We start from the raw sequence: 18,317 nt of genomic DNA, 5'->3' as shown, positions 1-18,317 counted from the left end.
AACCGAGAACCTTCCCCAAGAAGCGGACCTGACAGCATGACCTCGCTGATCCGAATTCCTGTGATGACCGCGCTGCTGGTCGCCCCCCTGTTCGTCCAGCCGGTTTCGGCGCAGCAGGCTGGCGAGGCGCCGCCGCCCGCCGTGACCGTGGTCACCTTGCGGGCCGAGGATGCGACGCTGACCGTCAGTCTGCCGGGGCGCGTCGTGGCCTCGGCCGAGGCCGAGCTTCGCCCCCAGGTCGGCGGCATCATCACCGAAAGGCTGTTCGACGAGGGCAGCGCGGTCGAGGAGGGCGAGCCGCTCTACCGGATCGACCCGCGCACCTATGAGGCGGCGCTGGCGCAGGCGGATGCCGCGCTGGCGCAGGCCCGGGCACAGGCCGATGCGGCCAGCCGCGAGGCTGACCGCGCCGCGGCGCTTCTTGACCGGCGCGTGGCCAGCGAACAGACGCAGGACAGTGCCATCGCCGCGCGCGATGCGGCGCTGGCGGCCGTGAAGGCCGCCGAGGCGCGGTTGCAGGCCGCCCAGATCGACCTCGACCGGACCACCGTCACCGCCCCCATCGGCGGCGAGATCGGTCTGGCGCTGACCAGCCAGGGGGCTCTGGTCACGGCGGGTCAGGCCAGCCCGCTGGCGGTGATCCGCAAGATCGACCCGGTGCGGGTGGACGTGACGCAGTCTGCCGCCGAGATCATCCGCTGGCAGCGCCAGGGCGCGGCTGCGGCCCTGCCGGCCGGGACTGACCGCACGGTGACGCTGCGCCTGGCCGATGGCTCGATCTACGAGCATTCCGGCTCGCTGACCGGGGCCGAGCCGCATGTGGACGAGACGACGGGCGTCATCACGCTCAGGATGGAATTCGCCAATCCCGACGGGGTATTGCTGCCGGGCATGTATGTGCTGGCCGATATTCCGCAGGCGCAGCTGAAAGGCGTGATCCTGGCGCCGCAGGAGGGGGTCAGCCGCGACCGGCGCGGCCGCCCGGTCGCCCTTGTCGTCAATGACGGAAACGTTGTCGAGGAACGGCTGCTGGACATCGTGCAGGATCGCGGCAATCGCTGGGTCGTGCGCGACGGGCTGGCCGATGGCGACCGGATCATCGTCGCCGGACTTCAGAAGATCGGCGTCGGCATGACCGTCGCGCCCGAAGAGCGCGCCGAGGCGGCCGAGCAATCCGCGGCGACCGCCGAACCTGCAAGCAACTGACCCAGGACCGACAGTCCGGACCCGAGCAACGAGGGATCATCCATGGCCCGTTTCTTCATCGACCGCCCGGTTTTCGCCTGGGTGATCTCGATCATCATCATGGGGATCGGTGTGCTGTCGATCCGGTCGCTGCCGATCGCGCAATATCCCGAGATCGCCCCGCCCTCGGTGTCGATCCGGGCCGACTATCCGGGTGCGTCGGCCGAAACCATCGCCAATACCGTGACCCAGGTCATCGAACAGCAGATGACCGGGCTGGACGGCCTGCGCTACATGTCCTCGAGTTCAAGCTCGTCGGGCAGTTCCTCGACGACGCTGACCTTCGAGACCGGCACCGATGCCGATATCGCGCAGGTGCAGGTGCAGAACAAGCTGTCCCAGGCGACGCCGCTTCTGCCCGAACCGGTGCAGCGGCAGGGGGTGACGGTGCAGAAATCGGCCTCGGGCTTCCTGATGGTGATCGGCCTGATCGGGGACGAGAACTACGACCAGACCGACCTTTCGGACTATCTGGTCACCACCCTGGTCGACGACCTGAGCCGGATCGAGGGCGTCGGCAGCGTTCAGGTCTTCGGGGCGAAATACGCCATGCGGATCTGGCTGGACCCCTCGAAGCTGGCCGGTTACGAGATCACGCCGGGCGATGTCGTCGCCGCGGTCTCGGCGCAGAACACGCAGATCTCGGCCGGCGCCTTCGGCGATCAGCCGGCGGTCGCGGGCCAGCAGCTGAACGCCACGGTCACGGCGCAATCGCTGCTGACCACGCCCGAGGATTTCCGCCAGATCGTGCTGCGGGCCGAAGAGAATGGCGGGCTGGTGCTGTTGCAGGACGTGGCGCGGGTCGAGGTCGGAGCCGAGGATTACTCGGCCGAGGCGACCTATAACGGACGCCCCTCCTCGGGGATGGCGATCAGCCTCGCGCCGGGCGCCAACGCGCTGGACACGGCCGAGCGGGTCAAGGCCCGGATGGAGGAATTCGCGCAGTTCTTCCCCGAAGGCGTCGATTACGTCATTCCCTTCGACACCACGCCCTTCGTCGAGATCTCGATCGAGGAAGTGGTGAAGACGCTGATCGAAGCCATCGTGCTAGTCTTCATCGTCATGTATATCTTCCTGCAAAGCTGGCGGGCGACGCTGATCCCGACGCTGGCGGTGCCGATCGTGCTGCTGGGCACCTTCGGGATCATGGCGGCCCTCGGCTTTACCATCAACACGCTGACCATGCTGGCCATGGTGCTGGCCATCGGCCTGCTGGTCGATGACGCCATCGTCGTCGTCGAGAACGTCGAGCGGATCATGGAGGAAGAGGGGCTGTCGCCGCGCGAGGCGACGCGCAAGTCGATGGGCCAGATCACCGGCGCGCTGGTCGGCATCGCGCTGGTGCTGTCGGCGGTGTTCGTGCCGATGGCCTTCTTCGGCGGCTCGACCGGGGTGATCTACCAGCAGTTCGCGATCACCATCGTCTCGGCCATGGGCCTGTCGGTGGTGGTGGCGCTGACGCTGACCCCGGCGCTCTGCGCCTCGCTGCTGAAACCGGCTCATGGCCCGCGCCGCGGCCTTTTCGGGCTGTTCAACCGCGGCTTTGACGGCACGACGCGCGGCTATACGAGCGCCGTCGGCTGGATGGTCCGCCGTCCGCTGCGGATGCTGCTGGTCTATGCCGGGCTGGCCGCCGTCATGGTGCTGCTGTTCATCCGCACGCCCGAGGGTTTCCTGCCCGACGAGGATCAGGGCATCATGTTCGTGCTGGTGAACGCCCCGACCGGGGCCACGCGCGACCGCACCTCGGCCGTGCTGGACCAAGTCGAGGACTACTTCATGACGCAGGAGGCGGATTCGGTCGAATCCATGTTCGCGGTCTCGGGCTTCAGCTTCATGGGGCAGGGGCAGAATGTCGGCATGGCCTTCGTCCGGATGAAGGACTGGAGCCAGCGGCCCGATCCCGCGCAATCGGTGCAGGCCGTTGCCGGCCGCGCCTTCCCGGCCATGATGCAGATCCGCGATGCCATGGTCTTCCCGATCGTGCCGCCGGCGGTGATCGAACTCGGCAACGTCTCGGGCTTCGACTTCTATCTGCAGGCGCGCGGCGGCCAGTCGCACGAGCAGTTGCTGGAGGCGCGCAACCAGGTTCTGGGCATGGCGACGCAAAGCCCGATGATCGCGCAGGTTCGGCCCTCGGGTCTGGAGGATGCGGCGCAATACCGGCTGGACATCGACTGGCGCAAGGCCGGCGCCATGGGCGTGACCGCCACCGATGTCGCCAACCTGCTGCAGGTCGCCTGGACCGGGGCCTATGTGAACGACTTCGTCGATCGCGGCCGCATCAAGCGGGTCTATGTCCAGGGCGAGGCCGAATCCCGTGCCGGCCCCAGCGATCTTGACAAGTGGCGCGTGCGCAATTCCGGTGGCGGGCTGGTTCCCTTCTCGAACTTCGCCGAAGGGGAATGGACCTTCGGGCCGCAGGGTCTGAACCGCTATAACGGGGTTCCGGCGATGCAGATCCAGGGCAGCCCCGCGCCCGGCGTCAGTTCCGGCGAGGCCATGGCCGAGGTCGAGCGGCTGGTGGCCCAGATCCCCGGCGGCTTCGCGGTCGCCTGGACCGGGCTTTCGGCGGAAGAGCAGGAATCCGGCGACCAGACCACCCTGCTTTATGCGCTGTCGCTGGCCGCGGTGTTCCTGTGTCTGGCGGCGCTCTATGAAAGCTGGTCGATCCCTTTCGCGGTGATCCTGGTCATGCCCATCGGCGTCCTCGGCGCGCTGGCCGGGGCCTGGGCCGGGCAGTTCGACAATGGCGTGTTCTTCCAGGTCGGGCTGCTGACGGTCATCGGCCTGACCGGCAAGAACGCCATCCTGATCGTCGAATTCGCACGCGAGCAGTCGCAGCATGGCATGCCGCTCTTCAACGCCGTGGTCGAGGCCGCGCGGCAGCGGTTCCGCCCGATCATCATGACCTCGATCGCCTTCTCGCTGGGCGTGCTGCCCCTGGTGCTGTCCACCGGCGCGGGGGCCAACGGCCGCAACGCCATCGGTGCGACGGTGCTCGGCGGAACGCTGGCGGCGACGGCCCTCGGCATCCTGTTCGCGCCGCTGTTCTATGTCCTGATGCGCCGGCTTCTGGGGCGCGGCGACAAGTTCGAAGAGGTCGAGGCGCCGTTGCCGGCCGCGGTCGGTTAACATTACAGTTGCGCATGAAGGCGGGTTTTTCGATCTGCCATGGCGGCGGCAATCCGGTGCTGTCGTCGCCTGGACCTGTCTCGAAAAAATGCCGGACCCCTCGCTCATGATGGATCCTCTGTCCCGAGAGTGAATTAATTCCCGGTCGCGGATCACGGGGCAAGGTCACCAACCCGCTGCCCGCTTGCGGTGCGGGCGGAAATCGGACAAGCCTGTGCCATGACACCCCCGCGCTTTGCCCCGATTCCGGCGGGCCTGCCCGCCACCGTGCCCTTCATCGGCCCCGAGACATTGCAGCGCCGGCGCGGGCGGCCCTTCGCCGCGCGCCTTGGCGCGAACGAGAACGGCTTCGGCCCCAGCCCGCGGGCGGTCGCGGCGATGCGCGCGGCCATTGCCGGGATCTGGCAATATGGCGACTCGACCAGCTTCGATCTGCTGCAGGCGCTGTCGGCGCATCTGTCGGTGCCGGCCGGGGCGCTGGTGGTGGGCGAGGGGATCGACGGGCTTCTGGGGCTCCTGGTGCGGCTGATGGTGGCCCCTGGCGACGCGGTGGTGACCTCCGAGGGCGCCTATCCGACCTTCAACTACCATGTCGCGGGCTTCGGCGGCGTGCTGCACAAGGTGCCCTATCGCGACGATGCCGAGGATCCCGCGGCGCTGATCGCGCGCGCCCATGAGGTCGGCGCGCGGCTCCTGTATCTGGCCAATCCCGACAACCCGATGGGCAGCTGGCACGAGGGCCGGGTGATCGAGGCGATGCTGGCTGACCTGCCCCCCGGCTGCCTGCTGGTGCTGGACGAGGCCTATGCCGAATTCGCCCCCGCCGGCGCCGTGCCGCGGATCGCCGCCGATGACTCGCGGGTGATCCGCATGCGGACCTTCTCCAAGGCTTACGGCATGGCCGGCGCGCGCATCGGCTATGCCATCGGCCATCCCGAGCTGATCGCGGGGTTCGAACGGATCCGCAACCATTTCGGCGTCAACCGCGTGGCGCAGGCGGGCGCGCTGGCCGCATTGGCGGATGGCGACTGGCTGGCGCAGGTCCAGGGCCACGTCGCCGCCGCCCGCAACCGCATCGCCGGGATCGCGACCGGGAACGGCATGGCGGCGCTGCCCTCGGCGACCAATTTCGTCGCCGTCGATACCGGCCGCGACGGCGGCTTCGCCCGCCGCCTCGTCGCGGCTCTCGAGGAGGACGGCATCTTCATCCGCATGCCCGGCGTGGCGCCGCTCGACCGCTGCATCCGCATCAGCTGCGGCCCGGAACCCGAGCTTGACCTTCTTGCCCGGACCCTGCCGCAGGTGTTGCGCCGGCTCTGACCGCGCAACGCGCGCAAGCCGTGTACGCGCTGTGCACATCCGGTGCACGCGCCGTGCCCGCCCGGTGCGGCTGCCGAACCGTCACCACGACAGGGCCGCGCCCGGCTTCTTCTTCACTCAAATATCCCCGCCGGAGGCACCCGCCCGCGCCGCCGGCACCCCGGCAGAAGCCGTCTCACATCGCCGCCAGCTGCGCCAGCGCGACCTTCAGCCGGGCGATATCGTCATCCAGCGCCGCCAACTTGTCGCGGGTTTCCTCGATCACCTCGGCCTCGGCATTCTCGACGAAGCGCGGGTTCTGCAGACGCCTGCGCAACCCCTCGGCATCCTTCTCGGACTTTGCCAAGGACTTCTGCAGTCGCGCAGTTTCCGAGGCAACATCAATGACATCGCCGATCGGCAGGGCAAGGCTTGCCCCCTGCGCCGCGACCGCGATCATGCCCTTGCCCGCGGCGCCGTCGCGCGGTGTGTTCACCCGCGCCAGACGCTCGATCAGGGGGCCATTCGCGGCCAGCGCCGCCTGCGCGGCCGGATCGGCCTCGGTTACCAGCAGATCGAGCCTTGCCCCCGCCGGCACGCCCATCTGCGCCCGGGCCGAGCGGATCGCCTCGATCAGCGCGATCACCCAGTTCATCTGCCGGTCGGCCTCGGCGTCGATCAGTTCGGCGCCGCAGTCGGGCCAGTCGCCATGCACCAGCATCTTCGCCCGATCGCCGGTCAGCGCCCAAAGCTCCTCGGTCACGAAGGGCATGACCGGATGCAGCAGCAGATAGCACTGATCCAGAACCCAGCCCATCGTGGCCCTTGTTTCTTCGGCATGTTCTCCGTCGAACAGGGGCTTCGAGAATTCCACATACCAGTCGCAGACCTTGCCCCAGACAAAGGCGTAAAGCCCGTTCGCCGCGTCGTTGAAGCGATAGGTTTCCAGCGCCTCGTCGGTCGCCATGCGGATGCGCGCGACCTCGCCGATGATCCAGCGGTTGACGGTATGGCGCGGCTCGGGCCGGGCGCCGCCGCCGCGGATGCCGTTCATCTCGGCAAAACGGGTGGCGTTCCAGATCTTGGTCACGAAGTTGCGGAACCCCTCGACATGGCGCGGGCCCAGCTTCGGATCGCGGCCCATTGCCGCCATGCTGGTCAGCGTCATCCGCAGCGCATCGGCGCCGAAATCGTCGATCAGGGTCAGCGGGTCGATGACATTGCCCTTCGACTTCGACATCTTCGCGCCCTTTTCGTCGCGCACGAGGCCGTGGACATAGACCGTGTGGAAGGGCACGTCGCCCGTCACTTCAAGCTGCATCATCATCATCCGGGCGACCCAGAAGAAGATGATGTCGAAGCCGGTGACCAGCACATCGGTCGGGAAATACTTGTGCATTTCATCGGTCGGCTCGGGCCAGCCCAGCGTGCCGATGGGCCAGAGGCCCGAGGAAAACCAGGTATCCAGCACGTCCGGGTCGCGCCAGACCGGATAGACCAGCCTGGTCGGGTCCTGGGTCAGGTTGTAATCGGCCAGCGCCTGCGTGAAGGCGTCGATTGCGGCCTCGCGATCCGCGACCTCGATGATGCGGCTGATTTCCAGCGGCTGCGGCAGCCCGGCGATGGCGTCGCGGAACTGCTCGACCACCTCGGGGAAATTCGGCGCGGCGCGGTGGATCTGGTCGCGATGGACCAGCCCTTCCTCCAGCAGCGCGAAGATCTCGACCTCGTCCAGCGCGCCGTCATGGTCGTCATCGACCTGGCCTTCCAGCGACAGGTCAAGCCCGTACCAGACCGGGATCTGATGGCCCCACCACAGCTGCCGGCTGATGGTCCAAGGCTCGATATTCTCAAGCCAGTTGAAATAGACCTTGCGGTGCTGCTCGGGCAGGATGCGGGTGCGGCCGTCGCGCACCGCCGCCAGCGCCGGGCCGACGATGCGGGCCGTATCGACGAACCACTGATCGGTCAGCATCGGCTCGATCACCACGCCCGAGCGGTCGCCGAAGGGCTGCATGATCGGCTTGTGATCGACGACCGGGCGCCGTTCCAGATGCTCGGCGCCGGTCTCGCGGTCGATCTCCTTGTGCAGATAGGTGACGGCCAGCCCTTCTGCGGTGATCTCCTCGATCACCTTCTGGCGGGCCCCATAGCGGTCCAGCCCGCGCAGATGCTCGGGCACCAGGTTGACGTTCGAGACATCGCCGACATCCTCGCCCTGCGCCGCGCTGGTGGCGATGCCGGCGCTTTCCTCGTAGGGCAGGCCGTCGGCGCGCATCGCGCCCCTGCCATCCATCAGCGCGTAAAGCGGGATATCGTTGCGCAGGGCCACAGCATAGTCGTTGAAGTCATGCGCGCCGGTGATCTTGACCGCGCCCGAGCCGAAATCCGGGTCGGGGTAGTCGTCGGTGATGATCGGGATCAGGCGGCGATGTTCCCTTGGTCCGACCGGAATTTCGCACAGCTTGCCGACGATCGGGGCGTAGCGCGCATCACCCGGATGCACCGCCACCGCGCCGTCGCCCAGCATGGTTTCGGGCCGGGTCGTGGCGATGCTGATATAGTCGCGGGTCTCGCGCAGGGTGACGTTGCCGTCCTCGTCGCGCTCGACATATTCATAGGTTTCGCGTTCGCCAGTTTCAGGATTGGCGGCCAGCGGGTACTTGAAATGCCACATATGGCCGGGAACCTCGCGGTTCTCGACCTCCAGATCGCTGATTGCGGTCTCGAAGCGCGGATCCCAGTTCACCAGCCGCTTGCCGCGATAGATGATGCCCTTGTTGTATAGGTCCACGAAGACCCGGATCACCGCGTCGTGGAAGTTGCCTTCCTCGCCCGCGGGCGCCCCCGGCGCGCCGGACATGGTGAAGGCGTTGCGCGACCAGTCGCAACTGGCGCCGAGGCGCTTCAGCTGGTTGATGATGGTGTCGCCGGATTCCTGCTTCCAGGCCCAGACCTTTTCGGTGAAGGCCGCGCGCCCGATGTCGCGCCGGCCCGGCTCCTGCCGTTCGGCCATGCGGCGTTCGACGACCATCTGCGTGGCGATGCCGGCATGGTCCTGACCGGGCTGCCAGAGTGTGTCAAATCCGCGCATCCGGTGCCAGCGGACAAGGATGTCCTGCAGCGTGTTGTTGAAGGCGTGGCCGATATGCAGGCTGCCGGTCACGTTGGGGGGCGGGATCATCACCGTGAAGGTCTCGGCGCGCGAGGCATTGGCCCCGGCGGCGAAGGCATTCCGCCTTTCCCATTCAGCGGCGATCCGCGCCTCGGCGGTTGCGGCGTCGAAACTCTTGTCCATCGTCATCTGGCGGCCCTCTTGCTTGAGGATGGCTTAGCGAAGCGCGGCGAAAAGGCCAAGACATGCTGTTCCCCGAAAGCCGGGGAGAAAAGCGGGGAGGGCGGTATATCGTGGCGGCAAGCCCGCGCTCGTTCCAGCGCGCCGTTCCCGCCTTTGCAGCGCCAGCCGTCAGCTACGACCCGTCGCCTTTGGTCAGGCCACGCGGCGCATCTCGGCAAATCCATTCGTCGAGAAAGAACCACAGGTGAAACAGGAATGCGCTGCCGCTCCAGATGCCGATCACGAAGGCCCACACGTAAGGGCCGGCAATATCGTTCTGCCGAGTAATCGCTATAGTCCAGAAGAATCCGGCAACGAGGCCGCCGACCTGAATGACGTTGAAAACCAGGGCGATCCTGGACTTCAGCCCAAGCCACAGATCGAGCGCAACGACCAACCCGATCAGTGCCAGTGTCCAGCCTTCGGCGGTGTCCATGATCGCAGCGCCCCAAGACATGGGCAACCGGGCGAGTTGATTCATACGCTCCAGCATCGAGATCCGCAGACTGCTGAACAGGATACTACGTTAACGCCCGTGCTTCCAACGACCGCATGTGTTTCGCGCAACGTATCGGAGCAGTTTGCTGACATTCAGGAAAAATATTTCTTGCTTGTGTGGGCTTGCGCCGTTGTGATGCGGAACGTGTAACGGACGGGCCGCAAGAGCCCGCATCAAGGTTCTATGGGAGGAATACCGATGAAGACCCTGCTGACCGCAACCTGCGGGCTTGCGATGATGGCGACCGGCGCCCTGGCCGACCCCGCCGGCTGCGACGATGGCGAAACGGTGGTGAAGTTCAGCCACGTCACCAATGCCGACAAGCACCCCAAGGGCATCGCTGCCTCGCTGTTCGCCGAACGGGTGAACGCCGAGATGGAAGGCACGATGTGCGTCGAGGTCTATCCGAACTCGACCCTTTACGACGACGATGTTCTGCTCGAGGCGATGTTGCAGGGCGATGTGCAGCTGGGTGCGCCCTCGCTGTCGAAGTTCGAGACTTTCACCAAGGTCTTTCAGATCTTCGATCTGCCCTTCATGTTCAAGAATATCGCCGCGGTGGATGAATTCCAGGCCTCCGAGACCGGGCAGGCGATGAAGGCCAGCATGGAGCGACGCGGCCTGATGGGGCTGGAATTCTGGCATAACGGCCTGAAACAGCTGTCGGCCAACAAGCCGCTGCTGACGCCCGAGGATGCCAAGGGGCTGAAATTTCGCGTGCAGCCCTCGGACGTGATCATCGCGCAGATGGAGGCGATCGGCGCCTCGGCCCAGCCGATGGCCTTCGCCGAGGTTTACGGCGCCCTGCAGACCGGCGTCGTGGACGGCCAGGAAAACGCCTGGTCGAACATCTATGGCCAGAAATTCTACGAGGTTCAGGACGGCACCACCGAGACCAATCACGGCGTGCTCGACTATATGGTGGTCGCCTCGACCGACTGGCTGGACAGCCTCGATCCGGCGGTGAAGGACCAGATGCTGACCATACTGAACGAGGTCACCACCGAACGGAACGCGGCCGTGAACGATGTCGACATGGCGGCGCGGCAGGCGATCCTGGATGCGGGCAGCGAAATCCGCGCACTGGACGACACGCAGCGGCAGGCCTGGGTCGATGCGATGAAACCGGTCTGGGACCAGTTCGCCGAGGGCGTCGGTCAGGACAATATCGACGCCGCGCAGGCGATCAACGAAAAGCACTGAGGCAAGGCGCCCGCTCCGCGACGACAGGCGGGGCGGGCGCCAGCCATATCGGGGGGCAGGGGCGATGAGCCACCGCTATGAGCCGCGCGGCCCGCTGGGTCGTTTCGTGCATGGACTCGAGGAAAATGTCATCGCGATCCTCCTGGGCCTGATGACGCTTGTCACCTTCGTCAACGTGGTCATGCGCTATGTCTTTCAAAGCTCGCTGATCTGGGGGCTCGAGGTGACGCTGGCGCTGTTTGCCTGGCTGGTGCTGCTGGGCGTGTCCTACGCGGTCAAGGTCAACGCGCATCTGGGCGTGGATGCCATGATCAACCTGCTGCCGCCCCCCGCGCGCCGGATCCTCGCGCTGGTGGCGGGCGGGCTTTGCATCATCTATGCGCTGCTGCTGATGAAGGGCGCCTGGGACTACTGGGCGCCCTTTGCGGGTTATCAGCAGACCGGCGGGCGCTGGTTCCCGACCGGCTTCATCGAGACCCGCGACCGGGCCTTCTACGAGACCGAGCAGATCCCGATGCCCGGCTTTCTGGCCTGGATGGGCGATGTGTTCAATCAGGGCGAGGCCTACGAGAAGATGCCCCGCCTGATCCCCTATTTCGCGCTGCCGCTGGGGGTGGCGCTGCTGCTGTTCCGGCTGCTGCAGGCGGTCTGGATGATCTGGACGGGCGAACGGGCAAGCCTGATCGTCAGCCACGAGGCCGAGGACGCGGTCGAGGATGTCAGCCACATGAATCGCGGGGACTAGGCGATGGACGTCATTCTGCTGTTCGTCCTGATCATCGGGCTGATGCTGCTGGGCGTGCCCATCGCCATCGCGCTTGGCCTGTCGTCGACGCTGTTCCTCTTGTGGTTTTCCGACACTTCGCTGGCCTCGATCGCGCAGACGCTGTATCAGGCGATGGAGGGTCATGCGACGCTGCTGGCCATTCCCTTCTTCATCCTCGCCTCCAGCTTCATGTCCACGGGCGGCGTGGCGCAAAGGATCATCCGTTTCTCGATCGCCTGCGTCGGGCATCTGCCGGGCGGGCTGGCGATTGCCGGGGTGTTCGCCTGCATGATGTTCGCGGCGCTCTCGGGCAGTTCGCCCGCCACCGTGGTCGCCATCGGCTCGATCGTCATCGCGGCGATGCGGCAGGTCGGCTACAGCAAGGATTTCGCCGCCGGGGTGATCTGCAATGCCGGTACGCTGGGGATCCTGATCCCGCCATCGATCGTCATGGTCGTCTATGCCAGCGCCACCGATGTCTCGGTCGGGCGGATGTTCCTGGCCGGCGTCGTTCCGGGGCTGCTGGCCGGGGGCATGCTGATGGTGACGATCCTGTTCTTCGCCATCTGGAAGGGCATGCCGCGCGAGAAATGGCAGGGCTGGGCCGAGATCTGGGCCAGCTTTCGCGATGCCTTCTGGGGGCTGATGCTGATCGTCGTCATCATGGTCGGGCTCTACGGTATTCCGGGTGTCACCAAGGCGATCTTCACCCCGACCGAGGCCGCCGCCGTCGCCGCGATCTGGTCCTTCATCGTCGCGATCTTCATCTATCGCGACATGGGGCCGCTGCGCGACGGCGAGACGCGGATCCCGCTGTGGAAAAAGCCGCAGGCGCTGGTCACGGCCTTCTTTCATCCGGGCACCCGCGACGTGCTGCTGGAGGCGGGCAGGCTGACCATCACGCTGATGTTCATCATCGCCAATGCGCTGATCCTGAAACATGTGCTGACCGACGAGCAGATCCCCCAGGACATCGCCGGCGCGATGCTGGATGCCGGTTTCGGCAAGATCATGTTCCTGGTGATCGTGAACGTGATCCTGCTGATCGGCGGTCAGTTCATGGAGCCGTCGGGCCTGATCCTGATCGTGGCGCCTCTGGTCTTTCCCATCGCCATCGAACTGGGCGTGGACCCGATTCATCTGGGCGTGATCATGGTGGTGAACATGGAGATCGGCATGATCACCCCGCCGGTCGGGCTGAACCTGTTCGTGACCTCGGGCGTGGCTGGCATGTCGATGATGCGCGTCGTCCGCGCCGCACTGCCCTTCCTGGCGGTGCTGTTCGTGTTCCTGATCATCGTCACCTATGTGCCGTGGATCAGCACCTGGCTGCCGACGCTGATGATGGGCCCCGAGGTGATCCTGCGGTGACGGCTCAGCGGAACCGGGCGGGGATGCGTTCGGGGAAGGGAAACAGGTGCAGCCATGGCTTTGTCTCGTCATGCACGCGGGCGATCGAGGGCCGGGCGATCAGCCGTTCGAAATAACTTGCGAGGTTGGGGTATCCGTTGAAGGGATGCAGGAACCCGGCATAGAACAGGGCCGGCGCCGCGGCGCAATCGGCAAGGCCGAACTCCCCTGCCGCCCAGTCGCGATCCGTCATGTGGCGGTCGATGGCGGCATAGGCGCGGTCCAGCGAGGTCCGGGCAAAGCGGCCCACGGGGTCCTCGGCCACGTCATCCATGAACAGGCGCGCATCCACGATCTGCTGCATCTCGCGATGGACATGGTAGTCGAAGATGCCGTTCCAGACCCGCGCCTCCAGCGCCGCGTCGGGGTCACGCGGCAGCAGTGGCGCGGGGCCGGGATGGTGGCGGTCCAGCCATTCGATGATCACCGCGCTTTCGGCCAGCGTCACGCCGGCCCTGTCGTCGCGCAGCGCCGGCATCTTGCCCAGGGGCGTCAGCCTTCCCATCAGCTCGCGATCCCCGGATTGCGACGGATCGATCTGGCGGAAGGTGAACTCCGCACCGGTTTCATAAAGCGCGATCAGCACCTTGTGGGTATAGGAGGACAGGGGATGTCCGAAGAATGTCAGGGTCATTTCCGCTTCCTTTCCGGATAGCCGGCCTGCCGCAAGGTCAGGCCGAAGCCTGAGCCATGGCCGCGTCCGCCGCCCTGAAATGGGCGATCTGGTCGGCAAGCGCCTTCTGAAACGCCGGTCGCGACAGTGCCCGGTCGTGATAGGCCCTGAGGTCGGGCAGACCGTCCAGCAGGCCGTGCTGGGCCGGCAGCCGCAGGATATCGGCCATCAGCAGATCGGCGACGGTGAAACGCCCGGCCACCAGCCAGTCGCGGCCCTTGAGGACATCCTGAAGATGGGCCAGCTTGTCCTGCGCGATCTTGCCGAACTCGGCCGCGCTCTGCTCGTTCTTGTGGAAGAACTTCCCGACCAGCCAGGCCGCCGAATAGAACTCGACCGAGTTCAGCGCCGCGATCAGCCATTGGATCGTGCGCATCCGGTCGTCGCCCCCGGGCATCAGATCGGTGCCTTCGGCCAGATAGAGCAGGATCGCGCCGGATTCGAACAGCGACAACTCGCCATCGCGGATCATCGGCACCTGATGGAAGGGCTGGCGGGCCAGGTGTTCGGGGGTCTTTTTCTGCAACGGGACGGTTTCGATCCTGTAGGGGCGGTCGATTTCCTCCAGCAGCCAGCGGATGCGGATATCGCGGACATGGCCGCGCGGAAAATCGGGCACCCAGTCATAGGTGGTCAGGATGATCGGATCGCGTGTCATGCCGTATGCTCCCTTGGTCCGACCACGGCGAAGGCCGCGCCCTGCGGATCCTGCGCGATGGCGATGAAGGCGCCGCCCGGAACCTCTTGCGGGCCGTGGATGATGTTGCCGCCATTGCCGGTGATGCGCGCCAAGGCCTCGGTGACGCCGTTCACGCCGAAATAGACCAGCCAGCAGGGGCAGGGCGCGTTGCCCAGACCCTGCATGCCGCCGATATCGGCGCCGTCATGCGAGAACAGCTGATAGAGGCCCATCTCGCCCATATCGATGGCATCGGATTTCTGCCAGCCGAAGATCCGGGCATAGAAGGCGAAGCCGGCCTCGGGGTCGGGCGACATCAGCTCGTGCCAGTTGCCATGCCCCTCCTTGCCCTGGTCGAAGGCGTTGCCCTGCGTCTCCTCATCCTCCATCGGCTCGGGTTCGAGGATGCCGATCGCCGCGCCCTGCGGATCGGCCAGAATCGCGAAGCGGCCCGTGCCGGGGATCACCTGCACCGCGCGATGAACGCTGCCGCCGGCGGCCTCGATCCGCGCGACGGCGTCATCCGCATCCTCGACCGCGACATAGAGCAGCCAGAATGGCGGCATGTCCGCGACATCCTCGGGCATCTCCATCATCCCGGCCACCATGTCGCCATCCGAGACGGCGAGGCGATAGTCGAACCCCTCCATCCCGGCGTCCTCGACCCTCCAGCCCAGCACCCGGGCATAGAAGTCCTCGGCCGCCCTCAGCCTTCCCGGGGCAGAGGTCAGTTCGTACCAGCAGGGGCTGCCATGCAGTGTCGTCATCGCGCGAACCTTTCGTCAGGAGCGGTCCAGAATGGGCGAGAAGCCGGCCCAGAACATGCGCATGCCGTCGAAGGGCATTTCGGGCATCTCCTGTCCTTCCATCTCGGCGGCCATCTTCTCGCCGGCCTCGTCGCAGGTGGCGCGGTCGGGCCATTCGACCCATGAGAACATCGGCACCTCGCCGTCACGGGCATCGGCGGCGCGATAGAAATCGGTCAGCTTGCCATGCGGCACGTCCTCGCCCCAGTTCTCGACCATATGGGTCGCGCCAAAGCGGCGGAACATCTCTTCGGCGCTGCGGGCCATGTCGGCATAGGCCTGCTTGTTCGCCTCGGGCACGGCGAGGACGAAGCCCTGAATATAGCGGCCGGGTTCGGACCTGCCGAACTGGTAGATCGGCGCGAACCCGCCCCAGAACATGCGTTTCCCGTCGAAGGGCATCTCGGGCATGTTCTGCATCTCGGGGTCATCCATCATCGCCTGCCATGCCGTGTCGGCGGTGGCGCGGTCGGGCCATTCGATCCAGGAAAAGACCGGCGTTTCGCCGTCCTCGGCCTGCGTGGCGCGGAAGAAATCGGTCACCTTGCCATGTGGGACATCCTCGCCCCAGGCCTCGACCATCCGCTGCGCGCCCAGCTTCTTGAACATCGGCCAGGTGGATGCCGCGTGGTCGATATAGGCCTGCTTGTTGGCCGTCGGCACCGCCGCGACCATGCCGGAGTAATAGGTCATTCCAACCTCCCAGTGATCCTGTTCACGGAACTTGCGAGTCGCAGCTTCCTGCTTGAAGTATGAAAAAGCAACTAATAGTATTGTAACATGACTGAAACCGGCGAAAAGACGCGACTCCGCTATGACGAGGGATGCCTTGGGGCGCATGCCCTGAACGTCATCGGCGACCGTTGGGCGCTTCTGGTGGTGCGTGAACTGATGTTTGCGCCCCGGCGCTTTCAGGCGATCCGCAGCGGCCTGCCGGGGATCACGGCGGGCGTGCTGACGCAAAGGCTGCGGCACCTGATCGCCGAGGGGGTCGTGCTGCAGTTGCCCGATCTGGGGGCCTATGCACTGACCGCCTCGGGGCGCGGGCTGATGCCGGTGCTGCAGGCCATGTGCCGATGGGGCGCGCAGCATCCGGGCCATGATCCGCGCCGCTTTATCAGCCCGACCGCGCTGATGATCTCGATGACCGCGATGATCGATCCCGGTGCGGCGCGGGGGCAGATCGCCGTGGCCGGGTTCCGTTCCGGCAATGACGGTTTCATCCAGCGGCTGGGCAGCGATGGCATCCTGCGGGTCGAGACGGCCTACGAGATCGAGGCGCCTTTCGTGCTGGAGGGCGACGGAAACGCGCTGGCCCGGGCGGTTTACGGCCCGGCACCGATCGCGGCGCTGGCGGCGGACGGGGTGATCTCGCTGACCGGAGACGCGGTGGCGGCGCAGGATTTCGTCGGTCTGTTCGACCTGCGCCGATAGCGGTCAGACGGCGCGGTCCAGCTTGGTGGACAGATGGATCAGGCTTTCCGAGGATCGCACCCCCTCGATCCCGCCGATCCGGTCCAGCGTGTCGTCCAGTTCCGCGGTCGATCTGGTTGCCAGTTGCAGCAGAAAATCGACCCGGCCGCTGGTGGTGTGGATGCGTTCCACCTGCGCCATGGCCTTCAGCCGCGCAAGGATGCCGGCCTGGCTGCGCGGTTCGATCGTCAACAGTACCGTCGCCCGGATATGCGCGATCCGTCCCTGTTCCCCCAGCCGCAGCGTATAGCCGGCGATCACGCCCGAGGTCTCCAGCCGCTCAAGCCGCGCCTGCAGGGTCGAGCGGGCGACCTTCAGCCGGCGCGACAGCACGGCGACGGACATCCGCGCGTCCTGAGACAGAAGGGCGAGGATGTTCCGGTCCAGATCGTCCATGGGTGCTTTCCGTCGCGTTTCGTCAATTCGTCGTCTCTCTTCGTCATAATAACCAATATGAACCGCAATTCTATCTTTTTCATCGGTGAATTGGGTGTGGAACGGCGCCATCCTGAAGGTAGGCGCCGCGTCTTTCGGTCCGGCCCCCCTGAACGCGCGAAAGGACAGCCGATGCAGCACAGCAAGACCGTCTGGGACAATCCGGCCGACCTGATCCGCCGGTTGCAACCCGATCATCCGGTGATGGCCTTCGCGCCGGCAATGCTGCAGGACAAGGCGCGGCAGTTCCTCGCCGGTTTTCCGGGGCTGGTCACCTATGCGGTGAAAGCCAACCCGGACGAGGCCCTCATCCAGAACCTCGTGACGGCGGGCATCACCGGGTTCGACGTTGCCTCACCCTGGGAGATCGATCTGATCGGACGGATCGCGCCGGGTGCCGCTCGCCACTATCACAACCCGGTCCGCGCCCGGCCCGAGATCGCGCATGCGGTCGAGGCCGGGGTCAGGGCCTGGTCGGTGGACAGCCGCAGCGAGATGGAGAAGCTGTTTGACCTGGTGCCGACCGAAATCGGTGGCGAGGGCGTCGAAATCTCGCCGCGCTTCAAGCTGCCGGTACTGGGGGCCGCCTATGACTTCGGCTCGAAGTTCGGCGCCACGCCCGAGCTTGCGGCCGAACTGCTCGCGCGGGTGGCCGGGCGGGGCTATGTTCCCTCGCTGACCTTCCATCCGGGCACGCAATGCGCCGATCCGGCCGCCTGGGCCAGCTATATCACGGTCGCCCGCGAGATCTGCGACCGGGCCGGTGTGCGCGCGCGGCGTCTGAATGTCGGTGGCGGTTTCCCCTCGCATCGTGTTGCCGGGGTCGAGCCCGATCTGTCGGCGATCTTCGGCAGGATCGGCGACGCGCTGGCCCGCAGCTTTGGCGACGATGCCCCCGCGCTGGTCTGCGAACCGGGCCGGGGGATGTGCGCCGATGCCTTCTCGCTGATCACCCGGGTCAAGGCGCTGCGTGATGGCGGCGCCGTGTTCCTGAATGATGGCGTCTATGGCGGGCTGTCCGAACTGCCCGTCATGGGGAACCTGGATCGCATCGAGGTGCTGACCCCGCGAGGGCTGCCGCGCCGGGGTGATCCTTCGGGGCGGGTGGTTTTCGGCCCCACCTGCGATTCGCTGGATCGTCTGCCCGGCGAGATCAGCCTGCCCGGCGACATCGCCGAGGGGGATTACATCGTCTTCCATGGCACCGGGGCCTATTCGACGGTCACGAACACGCGTTTCAACGGTTTCGGGCAGATGACAAATGCGACGGTCATGTCCCTGAGGTAACCATTTCGCCACCAGCCCGTGCTAGCCTCGGGCCATGTCAACGATTCGCCCGAGTACGATTCACGTGGTG

General features: G+C 66.1%; 15 protein-coding genes. 8 read left to right on the top strand and 7 right to left on the bottom strand.

Going from position 1 to position 18,317, the window contains the following annotated elements; genetic code table 11:
• The first annotated feature begins 36 nt into the window (after positions 1-36).
• From KNW02_RS11865 to KNW02_RS11855, 3 genes are all read left to right on the top strand, one after another.
• Positions 37-1,206, top strand: a complete 1,170-nt coding sequence (locus KNW02_RS11865; RefSeq protein WP_216033486.1) for an efflux RND transporter periplasmic adaptor subunit — start codon at positions 37-39, stop codon at positions 1,204-1,206.
• Between the two features lie 42 nt (positions 1,207-1,248).
• A complete protein-coding gene (locus tag KNW02_RS11860) occupies positions 1,249-4,380 on the top strand; it encodes an efflux RND transporter permease subunit (protein WP_216033485.1) in 3,132 nt (1,043 codons plus the stop codon).
• A gap of 219 nt (positions 4,381-4,599) precedes the next feature.
• Complete coding sequence (locus KNW02_RS11855; protein ID WP_216033484.1) at positions 4,600-5,700, top strand: pyridoxal phosphate-dependent aminotransferase; 1,101 nt, start codon at positions 4,600-4,602, stop codon at positions 5,698-5,700.
• Between the two features lie 175 nt (positions 5,701-5,875).
• Here the strand turns inward: KNW02_RS11855 and KNW02_RS11850 are convergent, their stop codons facing one another.
• Together KNW02_RS11850 and KNW02_RS11845 are read right to left on the bottom strand one after the other, a co-directional pair.
• Positions 5,876-8,983 (bottom strand): valine--tRNA ligase, encoded by a 3,108-nt coding sequence (locus tag KNW02_RS11850; protein ID WP_216033483.1) that lies wholly within the window; start codon positions 8,981-8,983, stop codon positions 5,876-5,878.
• Positions 8,984-9,149: 166 nt separating this feature from the next.
• Positions 9,150-9,509 carry a hypothetical protein gene (locus KNW02_RS11845; RefSeq protein ID WP_216033482.1) on the bottom strand — a complete coding sequence of 120 codons (360 nt, stop codon included), beginning with the start codon at positions 9,507-9,509 and terminating at the stop codon, positions 9,150-9,152.
• Positions 9,510-9,713: 204 nt separating this feature from the next.
• On the opposite strand from KNW02_RS11845, the gene KNW02_RS11840 reads away from it, so the two are divergent.
• The 3 genes from KNW02_RS11840 (at position 9,714) to KNW02_RS11830 (ending at position 12,855) form a co-directional block, all read left to right on the top strand.
• Positions 9,714-10,718, top strand: coding sequence for a DctP family TRAP transporter solute-binding subunit (locus KNW02_RS11840; protein ID WP_216033481.1), 1,005 nt, complete (start codon positions 9,714-9,716; stop codon positions 10,716-10,718).
• A 64-nt stretch (positions 10,719-10,782) separates the two neighbouring features.
• Positions 10,783-11,463 (top strand): TRAP transporter small permease, encoded by a 681-nt coding sequence (locus KNW02_RS11835; protein ID WP_216033480.1) that lies wholly within the window; start codon positions 10,783-10,785, stop codon positions 11,461-11,463.
• Positions 11,464-11,466: 3 nt separating this feature from the next.
• The gene (locus KNW02_RS11830; RefSeq protein ID WP_216033479.1) at positions 11,467-12,855 is read left to right on the top strand and encodes a TRAP transporter large permease; all 1,389 of its coding nucleotides are present in this window, start codon (positions 11,467-11,469) and stop codon (positions 12,853-12,855) included.
• 4 nt (positions 12,856-12,859) lie between these two features.
• On the opposite strand, the gene KNW02_RS11825 is transcribed toward KNW02_RS11830, so the two are convergent.
• Genes KNW02_RS11825 through KNW02_RS11810 form a run of 4 tightly spaced genes read right to left on the bottom strand, consistent with a single transcriptional unit; the run spans position 12,860 to position 15,745 of the window.
• Positions 12,860-13,528: a glutathione S-transferase family protein gene (locus KNW02_RS11825; protein WP_216033478.1), complete on the bottom strand. Its 669-nt coding sequence runs from the start codon at positions 13,526-13,528 to the stop codon at positions 12,860-12,862.
• A 37-nt stretch (positions 13,529-13,565) separates the two neighbouring features.
• Positions 13,566-14,225: a glutathione S-transferase family protein gene (locus tag KNW02_RS11820; RefSeq protein ID WP_216033477.1), complete on the bottom strand. Its 660-nt coding sequence runs from the start codon at positions 14,223-14,225 to the stop codon at positions 13,566-13,568.
• Positions 14,222-15,013: a VOC family protein gene (locus KNW02_RS11815; protein ID WP_216033476.1), complete on the bottom strand. Its 792-nt coding sequence runs from the start codon at positions 15,011-15,013 to the stop codon at positions 14,222-14,224. The genes KNW02_RS11820 and KNW02_RS11815 overlap by 4 nt, the downstream gene beginning before the upstream one ends.
• Before the next feature lie 15 nt (positions 15,014-15,028).
• A complete protein-coding gene (locus KNW02_RS11810; protein ID WP_216033475.1) occupies positions 15,029-15,745 on the bottom strand; it encodes a DUF1428 domain-containing protein in 717 nt (238 codons plus the stop codon).
• An 87-nt stretch (positions 15,746-15,832) separates the two neighbouring features.
• On the opposite strand from KNW02_RS11810, the gene KNW02_RS11805 reads away from it, so the two are divergent.
• A complete protein-coding gene (locus KNW02_RS11805) occupies positions 15,833-16,486 on the top strand; it encodes a winged helix-turn-helix transcriptional regulator (RefSeq protein ID WP_216033474.1) in 654 nt (217 codons plus the stop codon).
• Between the two features lie 3 nt (positions 16,487-16,489).
• Here KNW02_RS11805 and KNW02_RS11800 read toward each other — a convergent pair whose 3' ends face one another.
• The gene (locus tag KNW02_RS11800) at positions 16,490-16,921 is read right to left on the bottom strand and encodes an Lrp/AsnC family transcriptional regulator (RefSeq protein WP_216033473.1); all 432 of its coding nucleotides are present in this window, start codon (positions 16,919-16,921) and stop codon (positions 16,490-16,492) included.
• 171 nt (positions 16,922-17,092) lie between these two features.
• Here KNW02_RS11800 and KNW02_RS11795 point away from each other — a divergent pair, with 171 nt between their 5' ends.
• On the top strand, positions 17,093-18,247 hold the full coding sequence (locus KNW02_RS11795; protein WP_216033472.1) for a type III PLP-dependent enzyme: 1,155 nt from the start codon (positions 17,093-17,095) through the stop codon (positions 18,245-18,247).
• The last annotated feature ends 70 nt before the right edge of the window (positions 18,248-18,317 follow it).

The organism is Paracoccus marinaquae, from assembly GCF_018860165.1.
GTDB lineage: Bacteria > Pseudomonadota > Alphaproteobacteria > Rhodobacterales > Rhodobacteraceae > Paracoccus > Paracoccus marinaquae.
Note: the sequence above shows the minus strand (reverse complement) of the source record. Positions and strands in the feature narration are given on the sequence as shown.